Consider the following 15,114-nt stretch of genomic DNA (forward strand, 5'->3'; position numbering starts at 1 on the left):
TTTAATTTCTATAGCGTGTAATATATTCCTAATTCGTGATTTACAAATTCTTCAAATATATTAAATTCATTAGTAATAATTTCTATATGTTTCCAAAACAAAGCGCTTTGATCGTACCAATTATTTTCAGCATCTTCGAATTTTTGCATATCTACTGGACTTTTATTTTTATTTTTCCCCGTAATATAGTAATTGTCTTCCATTTCCTTAAATTCAGATGGCTTATATATAGCTAACTCTAATATTTCGTCGCAAAGCTTATCAATGTCTTCTCGAATACACTCTCTTTTAGAAATGGGTAGACCATGAACAATTTTCTTGGCTTCAAATAATTGGTCAGTCCTTACCTCCTCTTTTCCATCTTTACTAACTATATTTAAAAAATATTTTCTAAACATATCTATTTCATCGCTAGTTAAACACCCTATTAATCCATTATTATACGGGAAATTCCATTGACCAGAAAATTTATGTAATAACATTATATCTTTAAGTTTTTTCAAATCATCAAGATACATGTTTTCCAAATAGTTCTTCTTATCGTTTTCTTTAGAACTTTCAATTTGTTTATTAGCTACGAACCATGCAACTAGTCCAGAAGGAATAATTCCTAAATAGCTACCCCAAAATTGAATCCAATCACTGTGATTACCTGGTGTCATCTTCTTGGCTAAATCGTATACAATTTCTACATGAAGTTGAATCAAAACTGGAATACCAATAAAAACCAATATCATCATAATAATGTAAACTATATATTTATGTTTTTTTTTAAATTAATCATAACCCACCTCATTCCTAGATAGATTATAACAGAATTGACAGGGTTCGAACCTGCAACCGTTTTACCGGCAACTGTATTCAAAGCAGTCTGCTAACCAACTTCGCTTCAATTCTAAAATGCGCCCCGTGTACGACTTTTGATGTATCTAACCTAACTCAACATCTTTACAAATGCGCCCTATCAGAGGCTTATGCATGTCGTTTGCGTGATGGCGTGTGCGCAGTTGTTTCATCACAGGACGTTAATTGTTTCAATTCTTTCAACTGCAATATCATAGAATTCTTTGTTCAGCTCAATACCAATAAAGTCACGATCCGTTAACTTAGCAGCAACACCAGTTGAACCACTACCCATGGTATTGTCTAATACCAAATCACCTGGTTTTGTATAGGTTTTAATCAAGTAGCTCAACAGATTAACTGGCTTCTCGGTTGGATGTACGCCTTTACCATGCACCGATGGTTGACCATACTCCAATATATCGATTGGATAGCGCTCACCTTTGTTCTCCGTTACGACAGTTTTCTTAGTTGTCCGGTAATTACGAGCCAAACGTGGCTTAGTAACCGATTTATACGGTTTACCTTGTCGCATTTGTGGGTTGTAGGTAGGCAACTTTTTATAGAAAACAAGAATTTCTTCTACAGTTCGTAACGGTATCCGTTTGGCATTTAAAAAGCCAACAGCTCGCGCTTTCTTCCAAATTCATTTGTAGCGATACATCTTTTCATTTGATGATATTAAATGATTAGCAAATAATCCTTGACCAAACAACACAATCGCACCATGTTCTTTGATGATCCGATTGTATTGTTCCCACAACTTATCAAACGGAATTAACACATCCCATTCATTAGCTGTTGTGCCATAAGGCAAATCTGCCAAAATCATATCAACTGATTCATCAGGTAACTTAGACATTTCTGCCAACGTTTCACCATTGATTAATTTCACTATTCAATTCCTCCAGGTAATCACAGCCTATTGCTGTCTGCTTTATCAATTATTCGACAATATCATAATACAACGTTTAGTGCGCGCTATGTGGCTGACAAATGCGCGATAAATGCGTGCTTTATGCGAACTAATAGCGAACTTTTTCATTATTTATACCCTCGATAATCATATGTATCTGCGAATGCTTCTGCAAATCCTAAGAATGCTTCATTAATAATTTCTTGTCCACGCTTTGATGAGTACCCTGTACGTTCTTCAACTTCTAGCCATTTTAACCCTTTAAAATAACGTAATTCTAAGAACGATCTATGTGGCTGCTTCATCCCTTGACAGGCTTGAATAACATCATCTACCCATTTTGATGCTTGTGCATGGATAGAATACTTATCATCATTTGCATTCCCTGTCATCCCGCTACTTGGCATGCCACTAATAACAGGGGACTTTACATCAACAAAGCTGATATGCGCCCTATTCTGAATAATTGGCCAATCGTGTTCAAAGAAACGACGGACATTCTCAATTGTTGCTTTTTCATCTAACTCAAAATCACCTAATAATCCTAACAACCCCATTAGAACAACCTCCACGTAAACTTTTATCTTATTTCATTTATTGGCATCCATTAACCCAAACAAAACCGGCTTACACAATTTCTTGCATAAAACGGTTTTACATCTGCTACAGTGTTCCAAAATATCCTAATATAGCTATTGCCAACAGCATTAAGAAGAATATAAACGTAATAAATTTTTCCATTTTTCTAATTCATCACCTCAATCACCGTTTCGCATATCACGCCAACAATTGTTACTAAGGCTATTAGAAGCATTGCTAATTTGACGGGCTTAATATTTTTCATAACTCAGCTCCCCTTGTTTCTTCGACTAGTTCCATATTTTCATGTCTGTTACCTATGACTTTTAAATTATAAATATCAGAATGTGATAAGAAAGGCAGAAGATTATCTCGTACATTTTCATGCTTGAAACAGAAGCGAGCTTCTAAGAATGTAATTTCATCAAATCCAATGCTGCGCCTTGTTCCTGTACGCAATATTTTGACAATGTCGCCCTCATAAATAGCAGTGTCGTTCATATCCTTTAGGCCAGTCCACTGTTCAACAACACATCCCTGGTTATCTGGAACATCATCAAAGTAATGGTAATCATCACTTTCAATCAAAGTTCCTGCTTCTTCCAAGGCGTACTCACCGCCATAGTCACTACTGAAATAGCAGTGATACATTTCATTCCAAACTCTAAATTTAAAATTTTTCATTATCGTCAACCTTTTCAATCGTCATTTTGAATTTTGTGCCGTTATCTTGTAATGTGAATGGAATAGTGCATTTGCGTAACCACTTATCACCATCCATCTCAATTGCTGTTTCTAATGCTTCTTTGCCTAGCACAAGTTGTGCTTCAAGTAGTCCTTCACTCATTTATCAACCCATACCCTTTAATTCAACAATTGAATAACCACTATTTGTATGTTTGCGCTTGCCTTTTTTCATACGGCTAATCGTACTGGCAAACGATCCAGCAGTTAAATTTGTAAATGTCATTTCTTCTTGCTTGTCATCAACTAAGAAAGGCAACCCTTCTTTGTCATATACGCCATACATTTTTTGACGGGCTTCCAGTCGTTTCACCCTTGGCTGTTTGTTCTTAGTCGTTCCAATCTATTTCAACTCGAGGGTTGTCTTTATCAATGCCCCTGAAATCGTCATATGTTGCCACTACGAAGTTTAAATTGTCGTTTGGCATAAATACTTGGCCACGAACTGAACTGGCCTGAAAAGCATCAAAAATGAACTTATGTGTGAACGTCCAGTTATCTAAGTCCGTCCTGTGGTCAGGAAAATACCAACTAAATTTAAATTTAGTGTTCTTCTCAATCGGTTGCAAGCCATCAACCATAGCTTGGTCAACAAGTGGCATGATTTTTGCTTGAATTTGATGTTTGCGTTTATTAGCAACAATCCGTCCAGCCTTCATACCATGGATCAATATCCAATTATTCAATGTCATCTTCACTAAGCGCATCTTGCCTTGCTTTTTCATTGGCAAAATAAATACATTCAGTGGTATTACTAGTTTTGCCATTTAAAACCTCTTCAAAACTTGGTGGCCTGTTGCTGTTAATCCCGTTTTAGCTTTATTAGCCATTCGTTCAGGCCGTGTATTTCGTAACTCAACTAACAAGTTCCATGAAGCCTTGCCCATTTCTTCAACAGTGTTATAGCCTAGCTGTTGAGCTAATTTCTCATTTTGCTTTTGAATTTGATCAGATGTAGGTATAAGAACGTTTGATTCTCGTTGATTATCAGTTGATCTTTCATTTCTGTTATTTTCAAATTTGACCATTTCATCAACACTAGTTAATCCATTTGCAATCCATGTATCAACATAATCTTTAACATAACCACCGGTCATTTTTTTATTAGTTGTCAGTCCTTTTTTCTTAACTAGCCTAATAGCTGAAATTAACATCTTTTTTGCTTCAAGATAGTCATGAGTTTGATTTTGTAGTTGAGATAAAAATTTAATAATGTCATTGTTTGAATAACCATTGTATTCAATGTCTGCTAACTTCCACTCATTTTCTACCTGTGAATCTGCTTGTTTATCCATAATTTATATCTCATTTTATGTGTGTTGGTGCTGGTGTTAATTGCTAACTTTATTCTCATACTTTGATAGCGGCTACTCCAACACCAGCGCCTTGATATTCTTAATAATTGATATTCTTATAATATTGATATTCTTAGGGGGAACAAAAACCACCCCCTGGTTTTTCTGCCACTGGCTAATGCCTATATATCGGTATTTACCACTGACGTGTTTTCTGCCACTGGTAAATCATAAATTACACGCTCCCATTCGGTAATTTGTCCCCGCTTGTTTCTGATTGCTTTACGCCTGATATAACCGGCTTTTTCGAGTTCTGTAAGACCAGCTCGAACCCACCGTTCACTCTTGCCTAAATCTTTTGCAATCTTGCTATTCCTAAATATCCAGCCATCTGACATCGACAGCATGTACATCAATAATCTGAACGAACTGTTCGATAATTCGTGATTTCGTAATGTTTCATTAGGAATCTGGCTAAAATTATTTTTCCATCTTTCGCGCCTTATCATCATCAATCTCCTTCATTCGTTTATAGGTCATAATTCCGAGCTGATTTAGCGTTTGCGAATCTAATAAAATGCCTTTGACATGATATTTAGATTTGAACGTTGGCCAGCCAATTCGATGTGTCTCTTCATGGTGTTCTTCACACAAAGCAATTAAATGTCTGCATCGATGATCAACCAATTTACGGTCATTACCCATTCCAACAGTGTCGATATGATGTATCTGCGCATCTTTGCCACAAATTACGCATGACCGATGTTTCAGTGACATATACATGTACATATCCAAATCGTCTTGATAGGTCATACCGCTATGCTTCATCGGCACTTTGTTTCTAATCGCAAAGTCCAATAGAAATGTGATAAATCGTCTAGCCGTGGTCATATCCGTGTCGGAAAAGCTAAAGTATGGATTACCTGTTTCAGCAGTGAAGTAATACTTCATCCACTCTTTACACTCTTCGGGAAACATTCCCGACCATTTAGCAATTTCTGCAATGATTGCATACGCTTTTTTGCGCTGCAGTTTACTTAAATGCCGTTCATCTTGTACGTCCACAATTACTTGTGGTTGCTCTGCAGTTGTGAATAGGGATAAATTAGCCAACTCTTCACGATTTTCAAGCGTGATAACTACTTGATTACCCTTTATCGCTGTAATTTTCCCCCATAAATCCATTACAAAACTCCTACATTTTCTGGATCAACACGATATGTTGACCGATACAATCTACTGTATGTTTTTGCTTGAAGCGGTTTATCTTCGCCATTGATTAGCCTGACAATATGGTCTTGATTTGCTAAAATTTCACGCATGCCACGATCCAATGTTTCCTGCTCAATCTTGTAAATATCGGCTAATGGCTCATCTTCTTTACTGACTGCCACAATGTAGACTTCAAATTCTTTGCCAGTCATTTGGCGTAACATTTCTTGATAAGCTGCCATTTGAATGTGGTAGCCCCTACTGATGAAAAAATTCTCGTATTCGTTGTAGTAGTCAGACCATTCACCACCAATCAAACCGTGAAATTCTTTCAGTGATCTAACTGTTTTGAAATCGATAAAATACTGTTCTTCTAAGTTCACCGCATCTAACTTGCCACGCCAATCAACACCATTTATTGAACCGTCAATGACATACTCTTTATCAGGCGCACCGTTTACTAATGCCATAATCACTGGATCAGCTTCAATACGCTTAATCATCTTCTGTGCAACCTTGAATTCAGTTTTTAAATCACCCTTTGTTTTGCCACGTTGTGAAATGATTTCAGGATGTTCATAAATAAACGCTTGATGAGCCTGTGGGCTTTCAAAATACGAATGTAAGAAATTACCTACTAGCAAGGCTTTATCGTCATCAAAGATGTTATAAGTGCCTGCCATATTTGCTAATGCTTCTACTTCCCCGTTGAACAAGAAGTTCTTGAAAGTAGATGCGTGCATGTGAATATATGCTTCTCTTGGGTCGTAATAATCTAATTCTTCTGCCATGATTTATCCCCAAAACTCATCTGGTTGATAAGGCGTGTCACCCATGTCAATCTCTTCATCAGGGTTCGTCTCTTGCTCATTCAAGTAATCTGCTACTCGTTCTAGCAATTGGGCTTTAGTTGCGCTCTGTTGATACAACATATGATGTTGATCTAACCAGTATTTTATTTCTGCTACCGTATTTTCGCTATCTACTTGGTCAGGTGCGCTTTTAACTGGTTCTTCGGGTAATTCTGTCTCGTCGTTAAACGGCAATTCTGCGTCGCTTATGACGTCTTGCTTTGGTGCTGGTTCTGGCTCAGGTTCACTAACTTTCTCAGTAGGTTCTGGTTCAACCTTTTCTGGTTCCTTTGTAGCAACCTTAGCCATTCGAGATAAGGCATTTTGCTTTGGTGCTGGCGTTACATCTTTAGGTTCGTCGTCATACTTATTTTCATTGGCCGTGGTGCTATTAATCGCTGCAATCAAGTTATCGTCATCACCGGATGTGTTGATAATATTCTTAGCTGCTCGATTAATAACCGTACGCTTTGCCATTTCCTCAGGGAATTTTTTATGAACGTTTGTAGTACGGGCTTGTCCCCATGATGTATCAATTTGTTTCTTAGTCATGACCTCGTATTGCTTTTCCCCATCAGCCTTAGTAATTACTGCATAGGCTCCGACAATTTCGTTGTCTAGCTTCATGAAATCAGTGTGATGTGCTTTGACAATCAAGCCGCCATTCTCATCGTAATCAACATCAAATTCTTCATCTTTGCGTACAACATATGCTTGAATATCCTTGATATCTTTCAAACGTTTTAGAACTTGTTGTGTTCCAAAATATGATCGTTGCATTTGTAGTTGATTACCGTATGCAATGAAATAAACTTGAGTCTTTGCCGGGCTTAGCCCCTGTACAACCATGTCAAACAATGTCTTTTTGATTGAATCTGCCGATACGCTGGTAATACCCTTTACCGTTGGCAATGTTGCCACCGCCTCTTGTAGTGCATTTGCGACATGGTACCCGTCAGGTACTTTAAAGTCTTGTGCTTCAACTAGATCCTGAAAATCTTTAGTTACTGAGTTGGCAACTAATTGTTGTGATGCAGTTTTTGAAATATTGAATGTCTCTGTCATTGTCTTTCCTCCGTATTAACTTTGTAACCGTTGTTTTTTATCCATGTTTCAGACTTTTCTAGTGGAATGTACTCACCATCTATTTCCACAATTCTGTCCCCTAAATAGATTTCGTCACCCTCGAAGTCATAGCCCCAAGGTGCTTCATCATCTGGTGGATCTATCCAGTCATTTGGCATACAGTGCCTCCCTATGTTAATCTTGAAGGGTAATTTGAAGTCGAAATCTAATTACCCAAGCCATCACTCACTCCAATGAGTAGATGGCTATTTTTGTATAAAAAATGTGCGATATTATTTGCCAGCCATGGAGCTACCAAAATATCTGTCCTCAATGTCCGAAACATTCGAATAGCATCCGTTTCTGTTCCAAACTCTAATGCAAGCTCTTCATCAGTCATGCCAAGAATTCCAGCTATTGCAACGACTCTTATAAAATCTATACGAGACATCATTTTATTTTGAATTTCCATCATCAATAATTCCTTTTATCCGCTTATTTGCAACTTTTTTACCATCAGTTAAAACAAAAATAAACCAGGCTACCATCAAAAATCCTAAGCTGATAATGCGACTGATAACTTTTAAAACCAGTGCCAATTCATCCCAGAAAAAGTAAATCAATCCAAGTAACATAAGAACTGCTATCATTGGAGCAATGAAATTATTAAATGTGATTTGTAAAGCTAATAAAAAATCTTTCGTTCCTGTTGACATATTATTGTTGCCTCCTAAATTACCTTGCCAGTTACCTATCTTCTTTTATTAGTAACTTCCGCAGCATGTTCTGCAATGTATTGTTGAACCTTTCTACCGTGATATAAGAGTTGTCTCTCCCCTTTTGGGATAGTTAATCCTGGTTCTGCTTCAACTCGCCTACGCCAGTAAAGATTGAAATCGTTCAAACTCATACCACCCAAGTAATCTTCTAAAGTTCGCTTGCCTTTTGGTGTTTTATTTGTTCGATTTAATTGAACAAATTCATCATGATGTAGAATATTTTGTTCAGCTAATGCCACTGCTTGTTCAATAACTGACTCACTCAAATGTGTCAGCATTTCTATTGGCAATTGTATTGTTGCTCCTTCTGCCATTATCTATACCCCCAAAGCTATTTGTGATTCACCGAGGAACTTATTAACAAAGTATTGTTGTCCCTTACCAGTTACCTTTGTAGTAAACGTCAAACGAATTGAGCCATCAGGATTTGTATGAGAGCTTTCTTTTACTTCAAACAAGCCTTGATCAATGTATCGTTGCGTTGGCCGATTGTACTGACTACCTGTCTTATGCAAATAACCATTTTCACGTAGATAAGCGAACAATCTGTTCTGACCGACTTTCACACCGTTTTGTGAAATCAACTTGGCTAAGTCACCAACTAGAATTGATTGCTTGCTAGTGTTTACTGCATCAGCAAACAGTGCTTTTGGTTTCATCTCTTCAATAATCTTGTCCTTGTGGTCCAACATCATTTGAGCTGATTTCAACCCCATTGCCATTTGCATTCTAGGGTCAGCCATCAACGCTTTATGTTCTTTTTCAACCGCAATGAAATAATCACGAATTTGATTACCTTTATCAGTTTTAGTCATCATTGCAATATGTTTAGCCATGTCGACCATCAATTTATAGTCTTGAAGTGTCCTTACTGCTCCGTTATTAACAACCGTAGGTAAACCTACACTTGTAAAATCAATGTCTTCAACATACATATCTTTATATCGAGCAAACCATAGACTAAATCTTTCTTTAATCCCTAAACCTTTATACAAATCACGAGCACTAACTAATTGCTCACCTTGTTCATTCTCATGAACTTTAATTAATTCCTGTCCCATTTTTATGTTCCTTTCCTACGTCAGTTAATTGTTGTCTATTTTCAAGTCTATTAAAAATAGACTTGAATGTTAAAAAATAACGTCATCATATCTGACGTTGAATACCTGCAAAATCTTATCAACATTTGGTTGGGTCGGAAATGATTTACCATTTTCCCACTTATACCAAGAGCTTGTACTAACATTTAACGCATTTGCAGTTTCTTGTTGTGACCATTGCATTCCTACTCTTAGTTGCGCCAGCGTGTACTTACCACTCATGAATATCTCCTCCTTTGTTTCGATATATTCATTATAGTCTATTATTAATAGACTTTCAACACTTTTGTTTGTTTTTAATAGATTTTACTCATGTTTGAACGTATAATAGTTGATATATAAGAAAGGAGAATGCTATGGCTGATATAAAAAATAAACAAATTTTTGCATTAAATTTAAAAAATCAATTGAATATTCATGGAAAAGTTCCAACGGATTTAATCGATGATTTAGATATTAAAAAAGCCACTGTCTATTCTTGGCTAAATGGACAAACTTTCCCCCGAATTGACAAAATAGAACTTCTAGCAGGCTACTTCGGAATTACTAAAAGTGACTTAGTAGAAGATAAAACAGAAACAAATAAAAAATCTACCAGCGATGAGCCAGTAGATCTAGATAAAGCATTGTCAGAAGAAGGCATGGCTATGTTTGATGGCCAACCATTATCAGAAGAATATAAAAGAGCCCTTCTTGCTATGCTTAATACCATGAAAGATAACGGTAAGTAAGCTTATGCACGAAGAACTTTTAAGGCAGTTATTAGCTATGGCTGAAAAGTCAGGCATTGTAATAACTGATATTTTAGGCGGGCCAAATGACCCAGACGTTGCTTTTTGCAACGATAGAATTATTAACATAAATCGTAACTATAATTCACGTATTAGCGTTGCATTTAGGTTAGCTCATGAGATTAGTCACATTGAATTCTCTAACCCGTCATTCCTATACAGGTTCTCCCCTCACATCAAGAATAAGGAGGAACGAGAAACTAATGAACGAGCTATCCGCATAATTGCAAGGCTAGTATACATAGATACACCTAATGAATATCGCAACTGGTCAGATTTTATGACCGAATTTAACCTACCTAGTTGGTTTGAGCCACTGGTTAAAGATTTGATTTATGAGTAAACAAAGAAACCACTCGTGAAGATGGCTACGGAGGATTTAAAAATGTCCAATAGTAAATCGAACATGCAGATATTACGTGAACTAAGTGAAAAGCCTCATAATGGTGATTTTACTGATGAAGAACATCAAAAGATGAAGCAGTGGAAAAAAATATTTGATGAGACTATAGAAGAAATAAAAACGGGCGCTTATAAAAAATAAATATTAGGAATTATCGAATAATCATTATGGAAAAAAATAAAATAAAAGTATCTACATTCAACTTTTTAAAAAAAGCAATTAACATTGTATTTCTAGTTTGGATGATATTAATCTTTATCGGTTCAATTAGATCCACTCATTTAAACATAGCCGAAGTGTCTCCAGAACTGTTTACACTTATTTCACTATTTGCAATATGCATAGTTATATATTTTGCATCAAACAACATTAAGTCATTTATCAAAAATAAAGTAACACCCCTAGTGTTGGGTTACAAGTTAACTTTGCTATCTATTTGGTCACTTTTATTAATAATTGGACAAATAATTTTCATAGCCCAAACAACCACTACAATTGGCTTTGACGTTGGTGGTGTAGTTGGTCAAGTAATTTATGGTACTTCAATGCCTAACTATTTTAGTTATAATCCCAACAATTTACCACTTTTATTCTTAGAAAATTTTTGGGGCAATCACTTTGGGGCGAATTGGGTTTCATTTAATATCATGTCGTTATTAAGTACTGATTTAGGATTTATAATCACTATATTAACAGCTAGATATATTAACAAAAATAGTATGTACACAACCTGGTTACTATCTTTACTGCTTTTAGGTTGTTTTCCTTACATAATCGTCCCATATACCGATGTATTAGTTTTGCCGTTAGTAAGTCTGGCATTTTTAGGATACTTAATTGCTAAGAAAAACAATAATCTATATATAAAATCATTAGGTTCCTTATTAATTGGAATTTTTGGAACACTTTCATTTTTACTCAAGCCATCATCTGTAATTTTCATTATCGCTATTATCTTGGTTGAAATATTTTATTTATTATTCAAAAGTAAAAAAGTAAAAGTGTTCTATATTATTTCAATTTTGTTAGTTAGCTTTGGTTCCGCTTTTGGTGTTAAACAAATATATAATTCTTACTTGCATGACCAACAATATATTAAAGTCAATCCTAGTATGAAAAAACCACCAGAATTATTTCTTGCTATGGGTATGGTTGGTAACGGTGGTTATAACACAATGCTAACAAACACGGTAAATTCATTGAAAACACAACATGAGAAGAAGACATTTGCAGTAAAACAAATCAAAGATACCCTACACCGTTATGGTATTTTTGGTTACCTACAATTTTTGCTTAAGAAAAATACAAATAATACTTCAAATGGTGCTTTCGGTTGGTTACAAGAAGGTAATTTTATACTTGCTCCTGCAACTAACAGGTTACAACAGCTTGTTTACCCAAATGGTTCACATTTACTTGATTATTTTTTTATTTCACAGATTGTATGGATCATCTTGCTCGTAATTTTAACCTTGGGATATAAATCACCCCAAAAATTAGAATCTATCATAATGATATTAAAATTATCAATTATTGGTTCATTAATGTATCTTCTACTCTTTGAAGGTGGCAGAAGTAGATATTTAATTCAATTCTTACCACAAATAATACTGTTATCTGGTATATATTTAAATGTTTATTTTACAGATAATATGTTCGTAAAAAATAGTGATTAATAAAAAAGCCACCCTACTGGTGGCATACATAAGAATAATCAAAAAAATTCAAATTTTGAAAGGAGACACTTAAATGACTAATACATGGAAAGATAAGGCCAAATTATTGGCCGATAAAGGACTAACCATGACAGAAATTGCAAATGAAGTAGGAATTACTTATAGTTCTGTTGCTAAATGGGTTAAAAAAAATAACATAAATGTTAAGTCTGGTGTCCATAAAGAATGGCATGAAACAGTTAAGAAATTAGCTACTACACACACATTAGCAGAATTATCAAAAATTGTTGATCAGTCAGAAAATAATATACAATCTTATCTTTTTAGATATGATATAAAGCCAAAACCTGTTATTGATAAATCAGAGAAGTTAAAGTGGCAATCTAGGGCACGAACACTAGCATCCGATCATACTGCTACAGAAATTGCAAAAATACTAGATATTCCTATAGCTAACTTACGTTATTTTTTCAAAACAAATAATATCAAGTGCCTTACTAAGAAAACAAGAGATACCCCTTGGCATAAAGAAGCTATTAAATTAGCACCTACTCACACTACATATGAAATTTCTAAAATGTTTAACGTATCACAAAAACAAGTTCAAGCTATTCTTCGAGAAAACAATATAATTGCAAAAAAAAATAACAAAAAGTTTTTTAAATCACTAACTAAAATAAATTCAAAAAATTTTGAAAATAATACTGATATGACAAAATATCTATATTCTCTAGGATTTACTGATTTAGAAATTTCACAAACATTAAATATTAGTAGGCAACGCGTTCAACAAATTAGAAATCAACATGCTCTGATAAAAAACAGTTCTGATCGAAAAAAGCAAGCCCTTTTAGATAAAAAAGAATTACTAATAGATGATATAAATTCCTTTGGAGTACAAAAAGTTGCAGATAAACACCATGTATCAAAAGCATTTTTGATTGAATTAATTGGAAAAAATAATATACCTATTTCTCGAGGAACTGGTGCAAAAACAAATCGGACTTCTAAATGGTGGCAAGAGATGGCTGCACAACATACTGTTTATGAATTGTCTGATATTACTGGTCTCAAAATAACCTCAATACGTGCTATTTTAGGAAAATTACATATTCCCGCAAAAAAAAGCGACAGGAGTTAGAAAAGGACAAATTCATGCCAAGTCACATTCTTATTTTGGAAAAACTTATGATGAATTAGTTAATTTAGGGGAAAATCATACAATGAAAGAAATTGTGGCTATCATCAATAACGGTTCTGAAAATTCAATTAGAGCAGCATATAAACGAATGAAAATTTCTTATAAAAAAGTCTATTAATATTGTGTTGTGACCCAGACAAGTCAATAAACTGTCTAATTTTAAACAAGAAAGGTTAGGTTTAAACTAATGGCAAGTATTTATAAGCGTGGTAAAAGTTGGACTGCCAACGTTTTCGTATTGAAAGATGGTGAGCGCCGTAGAAAAACAAAATCCGGTTTCAAAACAAAATCAGCAGCACAGGGATGGGCCAACGAAATGGAGGTAGCAAAACAAAAACATGCACTTACATTTAATACAAAAACACCATTTCCCGTTTATTTTGATAAATGGTTTGAAATATATAAAAAACCATTCGTAACATATTCTACAGTCAAGTGGTATAAATTAACTAGCAAACATCTACACAATGCATTTGAAAATGTCACAATTGAAAATATGACTAGAGCTCGTTTTCAAAAATTTTTAAATGAAATGGGAGAAAAATATGCAATAGAGACAACTAAAAAAATAAAAATGCATGTTCATCAGATGGTTAATTCAGCTATTGCAGAGGATGTTATTATAAAAGATTGTACTAAAGGTACTAATACAACCGGGCTTGATGGAAAAGACAGAAATTTAAAATTTCTAGAAGCAGATACAATGAAGTCATTGGTTACTAATATAGTCTCTCGTCCCGTCGGAGAACGTCCAGTTACGGATATGATGATTTTAACAGGCCTTCACACAGGATGTCGTTACTCTGAAATTGCGGCGCTAGAATGGTCCGATATTAACTTTAATAACAGTATTATTTCAATTAATAAGACATGGGATAGTCCACGTAAATTATTTAAGCCAACTAAAACTAAAACATCAACTAGAAAAGTTGATGTTCCTGACGTGTTAATTAAAGATTTAACTGAATGGTATAACTTACATCAAAATACTACATTCGTATTTACTGGATCTAACAATTATCCTCCTACAAATGAAGCAGCTAATAAACAGCTGACACGTAATCTAAAAGAAATTAACTCTGATAAAATGATTACATTTCATGGACTTCGTCACACACACGCTAGTTGGTTATTATCTCAAGGTGTTGATGTAAAATATGTTTCTGAAAGACTTGGTCATTCGAGCATAGATATTACACTTTCAGTTTACACTCATTTGCTACAAACTCAAAGAAATGACCAAACAAACAAGTCAATGGCACTACTAAATAATCTTTAGTGCTACAAAAGTGCTACAAAACAAAAAAATACTCTTACAAATCCCTTGATATCAAGGGTTGTAAGAGTCATCGCATGCCGACTGGGGGATTCGAACCCTCGACCTACGGTTTACGATACCGTTGCTCTACCAACTGAGCTAAGTCGGCAATTACTCCGAATGTCGGGCTCGAACCGACGACAGCACGATTAACAGTCGTGTGCTCTACCAACTGAGCTAATTCGGAATGATATGCATCGCGACGTCCTATCCTCGCAGGAGGCGATCCTCCAACTACTTTTGGCACTACTGAGCTTAACTTCTGTGTTCGGTATGGGAACAGGTGTGACCTCAGTGTCATCATCACGACACGTTTATGATTGAGTGAACGTAGTTCCCTC

25 protein-coding genes, 3 tRNA genes and 1 rRNA gene are annotated in these 15,114 nt (G+C 35.2%); 6 read left to right on the forward strand and 23 right to left on the reverse strand.

Annotated elements, in window-relative coordinates:
• Window positions 1-8: 8 nt before the first annotated feature.
• The 20 genes from G7Y65_RS05310 to G7Y65_RS05400 all read right to left on the reverse strand — a co-directional run bounded on the left by G7Y65_RS05310 (window position 9) and on the right by G7Y65_RS05400 (window position 9,606).
• Window positions 9-740, reverse strand: coding sequence for a hypothetical protein (locus tag G7Y65_RS05310; RefSeq protein WP_165314707.1), 732 nt, complete (start codon window positions 738-740; stop codon window positions 9-11).
• A gap of 73 nt (window positions 741-813) precedes the next feature.
• Window positions 814-897: transfer RNA gene (locus G7Y65_RS05315), tRNA-Ser, on the reverse strand.
• A 118-nt stretch (window positions 898-1,015) separates the two neighbouring features.
• On the reverse strand, window positions 1,016-1,489 hold the full coding sequence (locus G7Y65_RS09330; protein WP_275669045.1) for a DNA-methyltransferase: 474 nt from the start codon (window positions 1,487-1,489) through the stop codon (window positions 1,016-1,018).
• Window positions 1,490-1,738: a class I SAM-dependent methyltransferase gene (locus G7Y65_RS09335; protein ID WP_240006080.1), complete on the reverse strand. Its 249-nt coding sequence runs from the start codon at window positions 1,736-1,738 to the stop codon at window positions 1,490-1,492.
• 149 nt (window positions 1,739-1,887) lie between these two features.
• Window positions 1,888-2,316: an ArpU family phage packaging/lysis transcriptional regulator gene (locus G7Y65_RS05325; protein ID WP_165314708.1), complete on the reverse strand. Its 429-nt coding sequence runs from the start codon at window positions 2,314-2,316 to the stop codon at window positions 1,888-1,890.
• A gap of 283 nt (window positions 2,317-2,599) precedes the next feature.
• A complete protein-coding gene (locus G7Y65_RS05330; RefSeq protein WP_165314709.1) occupies window positions 2,600-3,022 on the reverse strand; it encodes a YopX family protein in 423 nt (140 codons plus the stop codon).
• Window positions 3,009-3,185 carry a hypothetical protein gene (locus tag G7Y65_RS05335; RefSeq protein ID WP_159426671.1) on the reverse strand — a complete coding sequence of 59 codons (177 nt, stop codon included), beginning with the start codon at window positions 3,183-3,185 and terminating at the stop codon, window positions 3,009-3,011. Before G7Y65_RS05335 ends, G7Y65_RS05330 begins: the two co-directional genes overlap by 14 nt.
• A gap of 3 nt (window positions 3,186-3,188) precedes the next feature.
• Window positions 3,189-3,395, reverse strand: coding sequence for a hypothetical protein (locus tag G7Y65_RS05340; RefSeq protein WP_165314710.1), 207 nt, complete (start codon window positions 3,393-3,395; stop codon window positions 3,189-3,191).
• Window positions 3,396-3,411: 16 nt separating this feature from the next.
• Entirely contained in the window at window positions 3,412-3,849 is a 438-nt protein-coding gene (locus tag G7Y65_RS05345; RefSeq protein WP_092463965.1) for a hypothetical protein, read from the reverse strand.
• The gene (locus G7Y65_RS05350) at window positions 3,850-4,377 is read right to left on the reverse strand and encodes a hypothetical protein (RefSeq protein ID WP_042493165.1); all 528 of its coding nucleotides are present in this window, start codon (window positions 4,375-4,377) and stop codon (window positions 3,850-3,852) included.
• Window positions 4,378-4,559: 182 nt separating this feature from the next.
• A complete protein-coding gene (locus tag G7Y65_RS05355; RefSeq protein WP_165314711.1) occupies window positions 4,560-4,886 on the reverse strand; it encodes a helix-turn-helix domain-containing protein in 327 nt (108 codons plus the stop codon).
• On the reverse strand, window positions 4,858-5,562 hold the full coding sequence (locus G7Y65_RS05360; protein WP_042493167.1) for a putative HNHc nuclease: 705 nt from the start codon (window positions 5,560-5,562) through the stop codon (window positions 4,858-4,860). The genes G7Y65_RS05355 and G7Y65_RS05360 overlap by 29 nt, the downstream gene beginning before the upstream one ends.
• A complete protein-coding gene (locus G7Y65_RS05365) occupies window positions 5,562-6,380 on the reverse strand; it encodes a PD-(D/E)XK nuclease-like domain-containing protein (RefSeq protein WP_042493168.1) in 819 nt (272 codons plus the stop codon). Before G7Y65_RS05365 ends, G7Y65_RS05360 begins: the two co-directional genes overlap by 1 nt.
• Window positions 6,381-6,383: 3 nt before the next feature.
• A complete protein-coding gene (locus G7Y65_RS05370; RefSeq protein WP_052348420.1) occupies window positions 6,384-7,505 on the reverse strand; it encodes a recombinase RecT in 1,122 nt (373 codons plus the stop codon).
• A complete protein-coding gene (locus G7Y65_RS05375) occupies window positions 7,502-7,684 on the reverse strand; it encodes a YqaI family protein (protein ID WP_042493169.1) in 183 nt (60 codons plus the stop codon). Before G7Y65_RS05375 ends, G7Y65_RS05370 begins: the two co-directional genes overlap by 4 nt.
• 47 nt (window positions 7,685-7,731) lie before the next feature.
• Window positions 7,732-7,980: a hypothetical protein gene (locus G7Y65_RS05380; protein WP_042493170.1), complete on the reverse strand. Its 249-nt coding sequence runs from the start codon at window positions 7,978-7,980 to the stop codon at window positions 7,732-7,734.
• Complete coding sequence (locus G7Y65_RS05385; protein WP_165314712.1) at window positions 7,961-8,221, reverse strand: hypothetical protein; 261 nt, start codon at window positions 8,219-8,221, stop codon at window positions 7,961-7,963. Before G7Y65_RS05385 ends, G7Y65_RS05380 begins: the two co-directional genes overlap by 20 nt.
• Before the next feature lie 35 nt (window positions 8,222-8,256).
• A complete protein-coding gene (locus G7Y65_RS05390; RefSeq protein ID WP_042493173.1) occupies window positions 8,257-8,598 on the reverse strand; it encodes a hypothetical protein in 342 nt (113 codons plus the stop codon).
• A gap of 3 nt (window positions 8,599-8,601) precedes the next feature.
• The gene (locus G7Y65_RS05395) at window positions 8,602-9,345 is read right to left on the reverse strand and encodes a phage antirepressor KilAC domain-containing protein (RefSeq protein ID WP_165314713.1); all 744 of its coding nucleotides are present in this window, start codon (window positions 9,343-9,345) and stop codon (window positions 8,602-8,604) included.
• A 69-nt stretch (window positions 9,346-9,414) separates the two neighbouring features.
• Window positions 9,415-9,606, reverse strand: a complete 192-nt coding sequence (locus G7Y65_RS05400; RefSeq protein ID WP_165314714.1) for a helix-turn-helix transcriptional regulator — start codon at window positions 9,604-9,606, stop codon at window positions 9,415-9,417.
• A 134-nt stretch (window positions 9,607-9,740) separates the two neighbouring features.
• Here G7Y65_RS05400 and G7Y65_RS05405 point away from each other — a divergent pair, with 134 nt between their 5' ends.
• From G7Y65_RS05405 to G7Y65_RS05430, 6 genes are all read left to right on the forward strand, one after another.
• A complete protein-coding gene (locus G7Y65_RS05405; RefSeq protein ID WP_165314715.1) occupies window positions 9,741-10,115 on the forward strand; it encodes a helix-turn-helix domain-containing protein in 375 nt (124 codons plus the stop codon).
• Window positions 10,116-10,119: 4 nt separating this feature from the next.
• Window positions 10,120-10,518, forward strand: a complete 399-nt coding sequence (locus G7Y65_RS05410; RefSeq protein ID WP_165314716.1) for a hypothetical protein — start codon at window positions 10,120-10,122, stop codon at window positions 10,516-10,518.
• A 42-nt stretch (window positions 10,519-10,560) separates the two neighbouring features.
• Window positions 10,561-10,719, forward strand: a complete 159-nt coding sequence (locus G7Y65_RS05415) for a hypothetical protein (protein ID WP_165314717.1) — start codon at window positions 10,561-10,563, stop codon at window positions 10,717-10,719.
• Between the two features lie 26 nt (window positions 10,720-10,745).
• On the forward strand, window positions 10,746-12,254 hold the full coding sequence (locus tag G7Y65_RS05420; RefSeq protein ID WP_165314718.1) for a glycosyltransferase-like membrane protein: 1,509 nt from the start codon (window positions 10,746-10,748) through the stop codon (window positions 12,252-12,254).
• Between the two features lie 73 nt (window positions 12,255-12,327).
• Window positions 12,328-13,395 carry a helix-turn-helix domain-containing protein gene (locus G7Y65_RS05425; RefSeq protein WP_165314719.1) on the forward strand — a complete coding sequence of 356 codons (1,068 nt, stop codon included), beginning with the start codon at window positions 12,328-12,330 and terminating at the stop codon, window positions 13,393-13,395.
• Between the two features lie 247 nt (window positions 13,396-13,642).
• Window positions 13,643-14,734 carry a site-specific integrase gene (locus G7Y65_RS05430; protein ID WP_165314720.1) on the forward strand — a complete coding sequence of 364 codons (1,092 nt, stop codon included), beginning with the start codon at window positions 13,643-13,645 and terminating at the stop codon, window positions 14,732-14,734.
• 75 nt (window positions 14,735-14,809) lie between these two features.
• Here G7Y65_RS05430 and G7Y65_RS05435 read toward each other — a convergent pair.
• The 3 genes from G7Y65_RS05435 to rrf form a co-directional block, all read right to left on the reverse strand.
• Window positions 14,810-14,882: transfer RNA gene (locus G7Y65_RS05435), tRNA-Thr, on the reverse strand.
• A gap of 5 nt (window positions 14,883-14,887) precedes the next feature.
• Window positions 14,888-14,960 (reverse strand) — tRNA-Asn (locus G7Y65_RS05440).
• A gap of 7 nt (window positions 14,961-14,967) precedes the next feature.
• Window positions 14,968-15,084, reverse strand: a 5S ribosomal RNA gene (gene rrf, locus G7Y65_RS05445).
• Between the last annotated feature and the right edge of the window lie 30 nt (window positions 15,085-15,114).

This window comes from Weissella sagaensis (assembly GCF_010306265.1).
Lineage (GTDB): Bacteria > Bacillota > Bacilli > Lactobacillales > Lactobacillaceae > Weissella > Weissella sagaensis.

Coding starts and splice junctions, on each gene's coding strand:
- G7Y65_RS05420 (WP_165314718.1), top strand. CDS start 10,746: ATGGAAAAAAATAAAATAAAAGTATCTACATTCAACTTTTTAAAAAAA.
- G7Y65_RS05410 (WP_165314716.1), top strand. CDS start 10,120: ATGCACGAAGAACTTTTAAGGCAGTTATTAGCTATGGCTGAAAAGTCA.
- G7Y65_RS05355 (WP_165314711.1), bottom strand. CDS start 4,886: ATGATAAGGCGCGAAAGATGGAAAAATAATTTTAGCCAGATTCCTAAT.
- G7Y65_RS05400 (WP_165314714.1), bottom strand. CDS start 9,606: ATGAGTGGTAAGTACACGCTGGCGCAACTAAGAGTAGGAATGCAATGG.
- G7Y65_RS05325 (WP_165314708.1), bottom strand. CDS start 2,316: ATGGGGTTGTTAGGATTATTAGGTGATTTTGAGTTAGATGAAAAAGCA.
- G7Y65_RS05405 (WP_165314715.1), top strand. CDS start 9,741: ATGGCTGATATAAAAAATAAACAAATTTTTGCATTAAATTTAAAAAAT.
- G7Y65_RS05335 (WP_159426671.1), bottom strand. CDS start 3,185: ATGAGTGAAGGACTACTTGAAGCACAACTTGTGCTAGGCAAAGAAGCA.
- G7Y65_RS05365 (WP_042493168.1), bottom strand. CDS start 6,380: ATGGCAGAAGAATTAGATTATTACGACCCAAGAGAAGCATATATTCAC.
- G7Y65_RS05310 (WP_165314707.1), bottom strand. CDS start 740: ATGATGATATTGGTTTTTATTGGTATTCCAGTTTTGATTCAACTTCAT.
- G7Y65_RS05425 (WP_165314719.1), top strand. CDS start 12,328: ATGACTAATACATGGAAAGATAAGGCCAAATTATTGGCCGATAAAGGA.
- G7Y65_RS05430 (WP_165314720.1), top strand. CDS start 13,643: ATGGCAAGTATTTATAAGCGTGGTAAAAGTTGGACTGCCAACGTTTTC.
- G7Y65_RS05370 (WP_052348420.1), bottom strand. CDS start 7,505: ATGACAGAGACATTCAATATTTCAAAAACTGCATCACAACAATTAGTT.
- G7Y65_RS05350 (WP_042493165.1), bottom strand. CDS start 4,377: ATGGATAAACAAGCAGATTCACAGGTAGAAAATGAGTGGAAGTTAGCA.
- G7Y65_RS05395 (WP_165314713.1), bottom strand. CDS start 9,345: ATGGGACAGGAATTAATTAAAGTTCATGAGAATGAACAAGGTGAGCAA.
- G7Y65_RS05415 (WP_165314717.1), top strand. CDS start 10,561: ATGTCCAATAGTAAATCGAACATGCAGATATTACGTGAACTAAGTGAA.
- G7Y65_RS05380 (WP_042493170.1), bottom strand. CDS start 7,980: ATGATGGAAATTCAAAATAAAATGATGTCTCGTATAGATTTTATAAGA.
- G7Y65_RS05360 (WP_042493167.1), bottom strand. CDS start 5,562: ATGGATTTATGGGGGAAAATTACAGCGATAAAGGGTAATCAAGTAGTT.
- G7Y65_RS05390 (WP_042493173.1), bottom strand. CDS start 8,598: ATGGCAGAAGGAGCAACAATACAATTGCCAATAGAAATGCTGACACAT.
- G7Y65_RS05385 (WP_165314712.1), bottom strand. CDS start 8,221: ATGTCAACAGGAACGAAAGATTTTTTATTAGCTTTACAAATCACATTT.
- G7Y65_RS05375 (WP_042493169.1), bottom strand. CDS start 7,684: ATGCCAAATGACTGGATAGATCCACCAGATGATGAAGCACCTTGGGGC.
- G7Y65_RS05345 (WP_092463965.1), bottom strand. CDS start 3,849: ATGGCAAAACTAGTAATACCACTGAATGTATTTATTTTGCCAATGAAA.
- G7Y65_RS05330 (WP_165314709.1), bottom strand. CDS start 3,022: ATGAAAAATTTTAAATTTAGAGTTTGGAATGAAATGTATCACTGCTAT.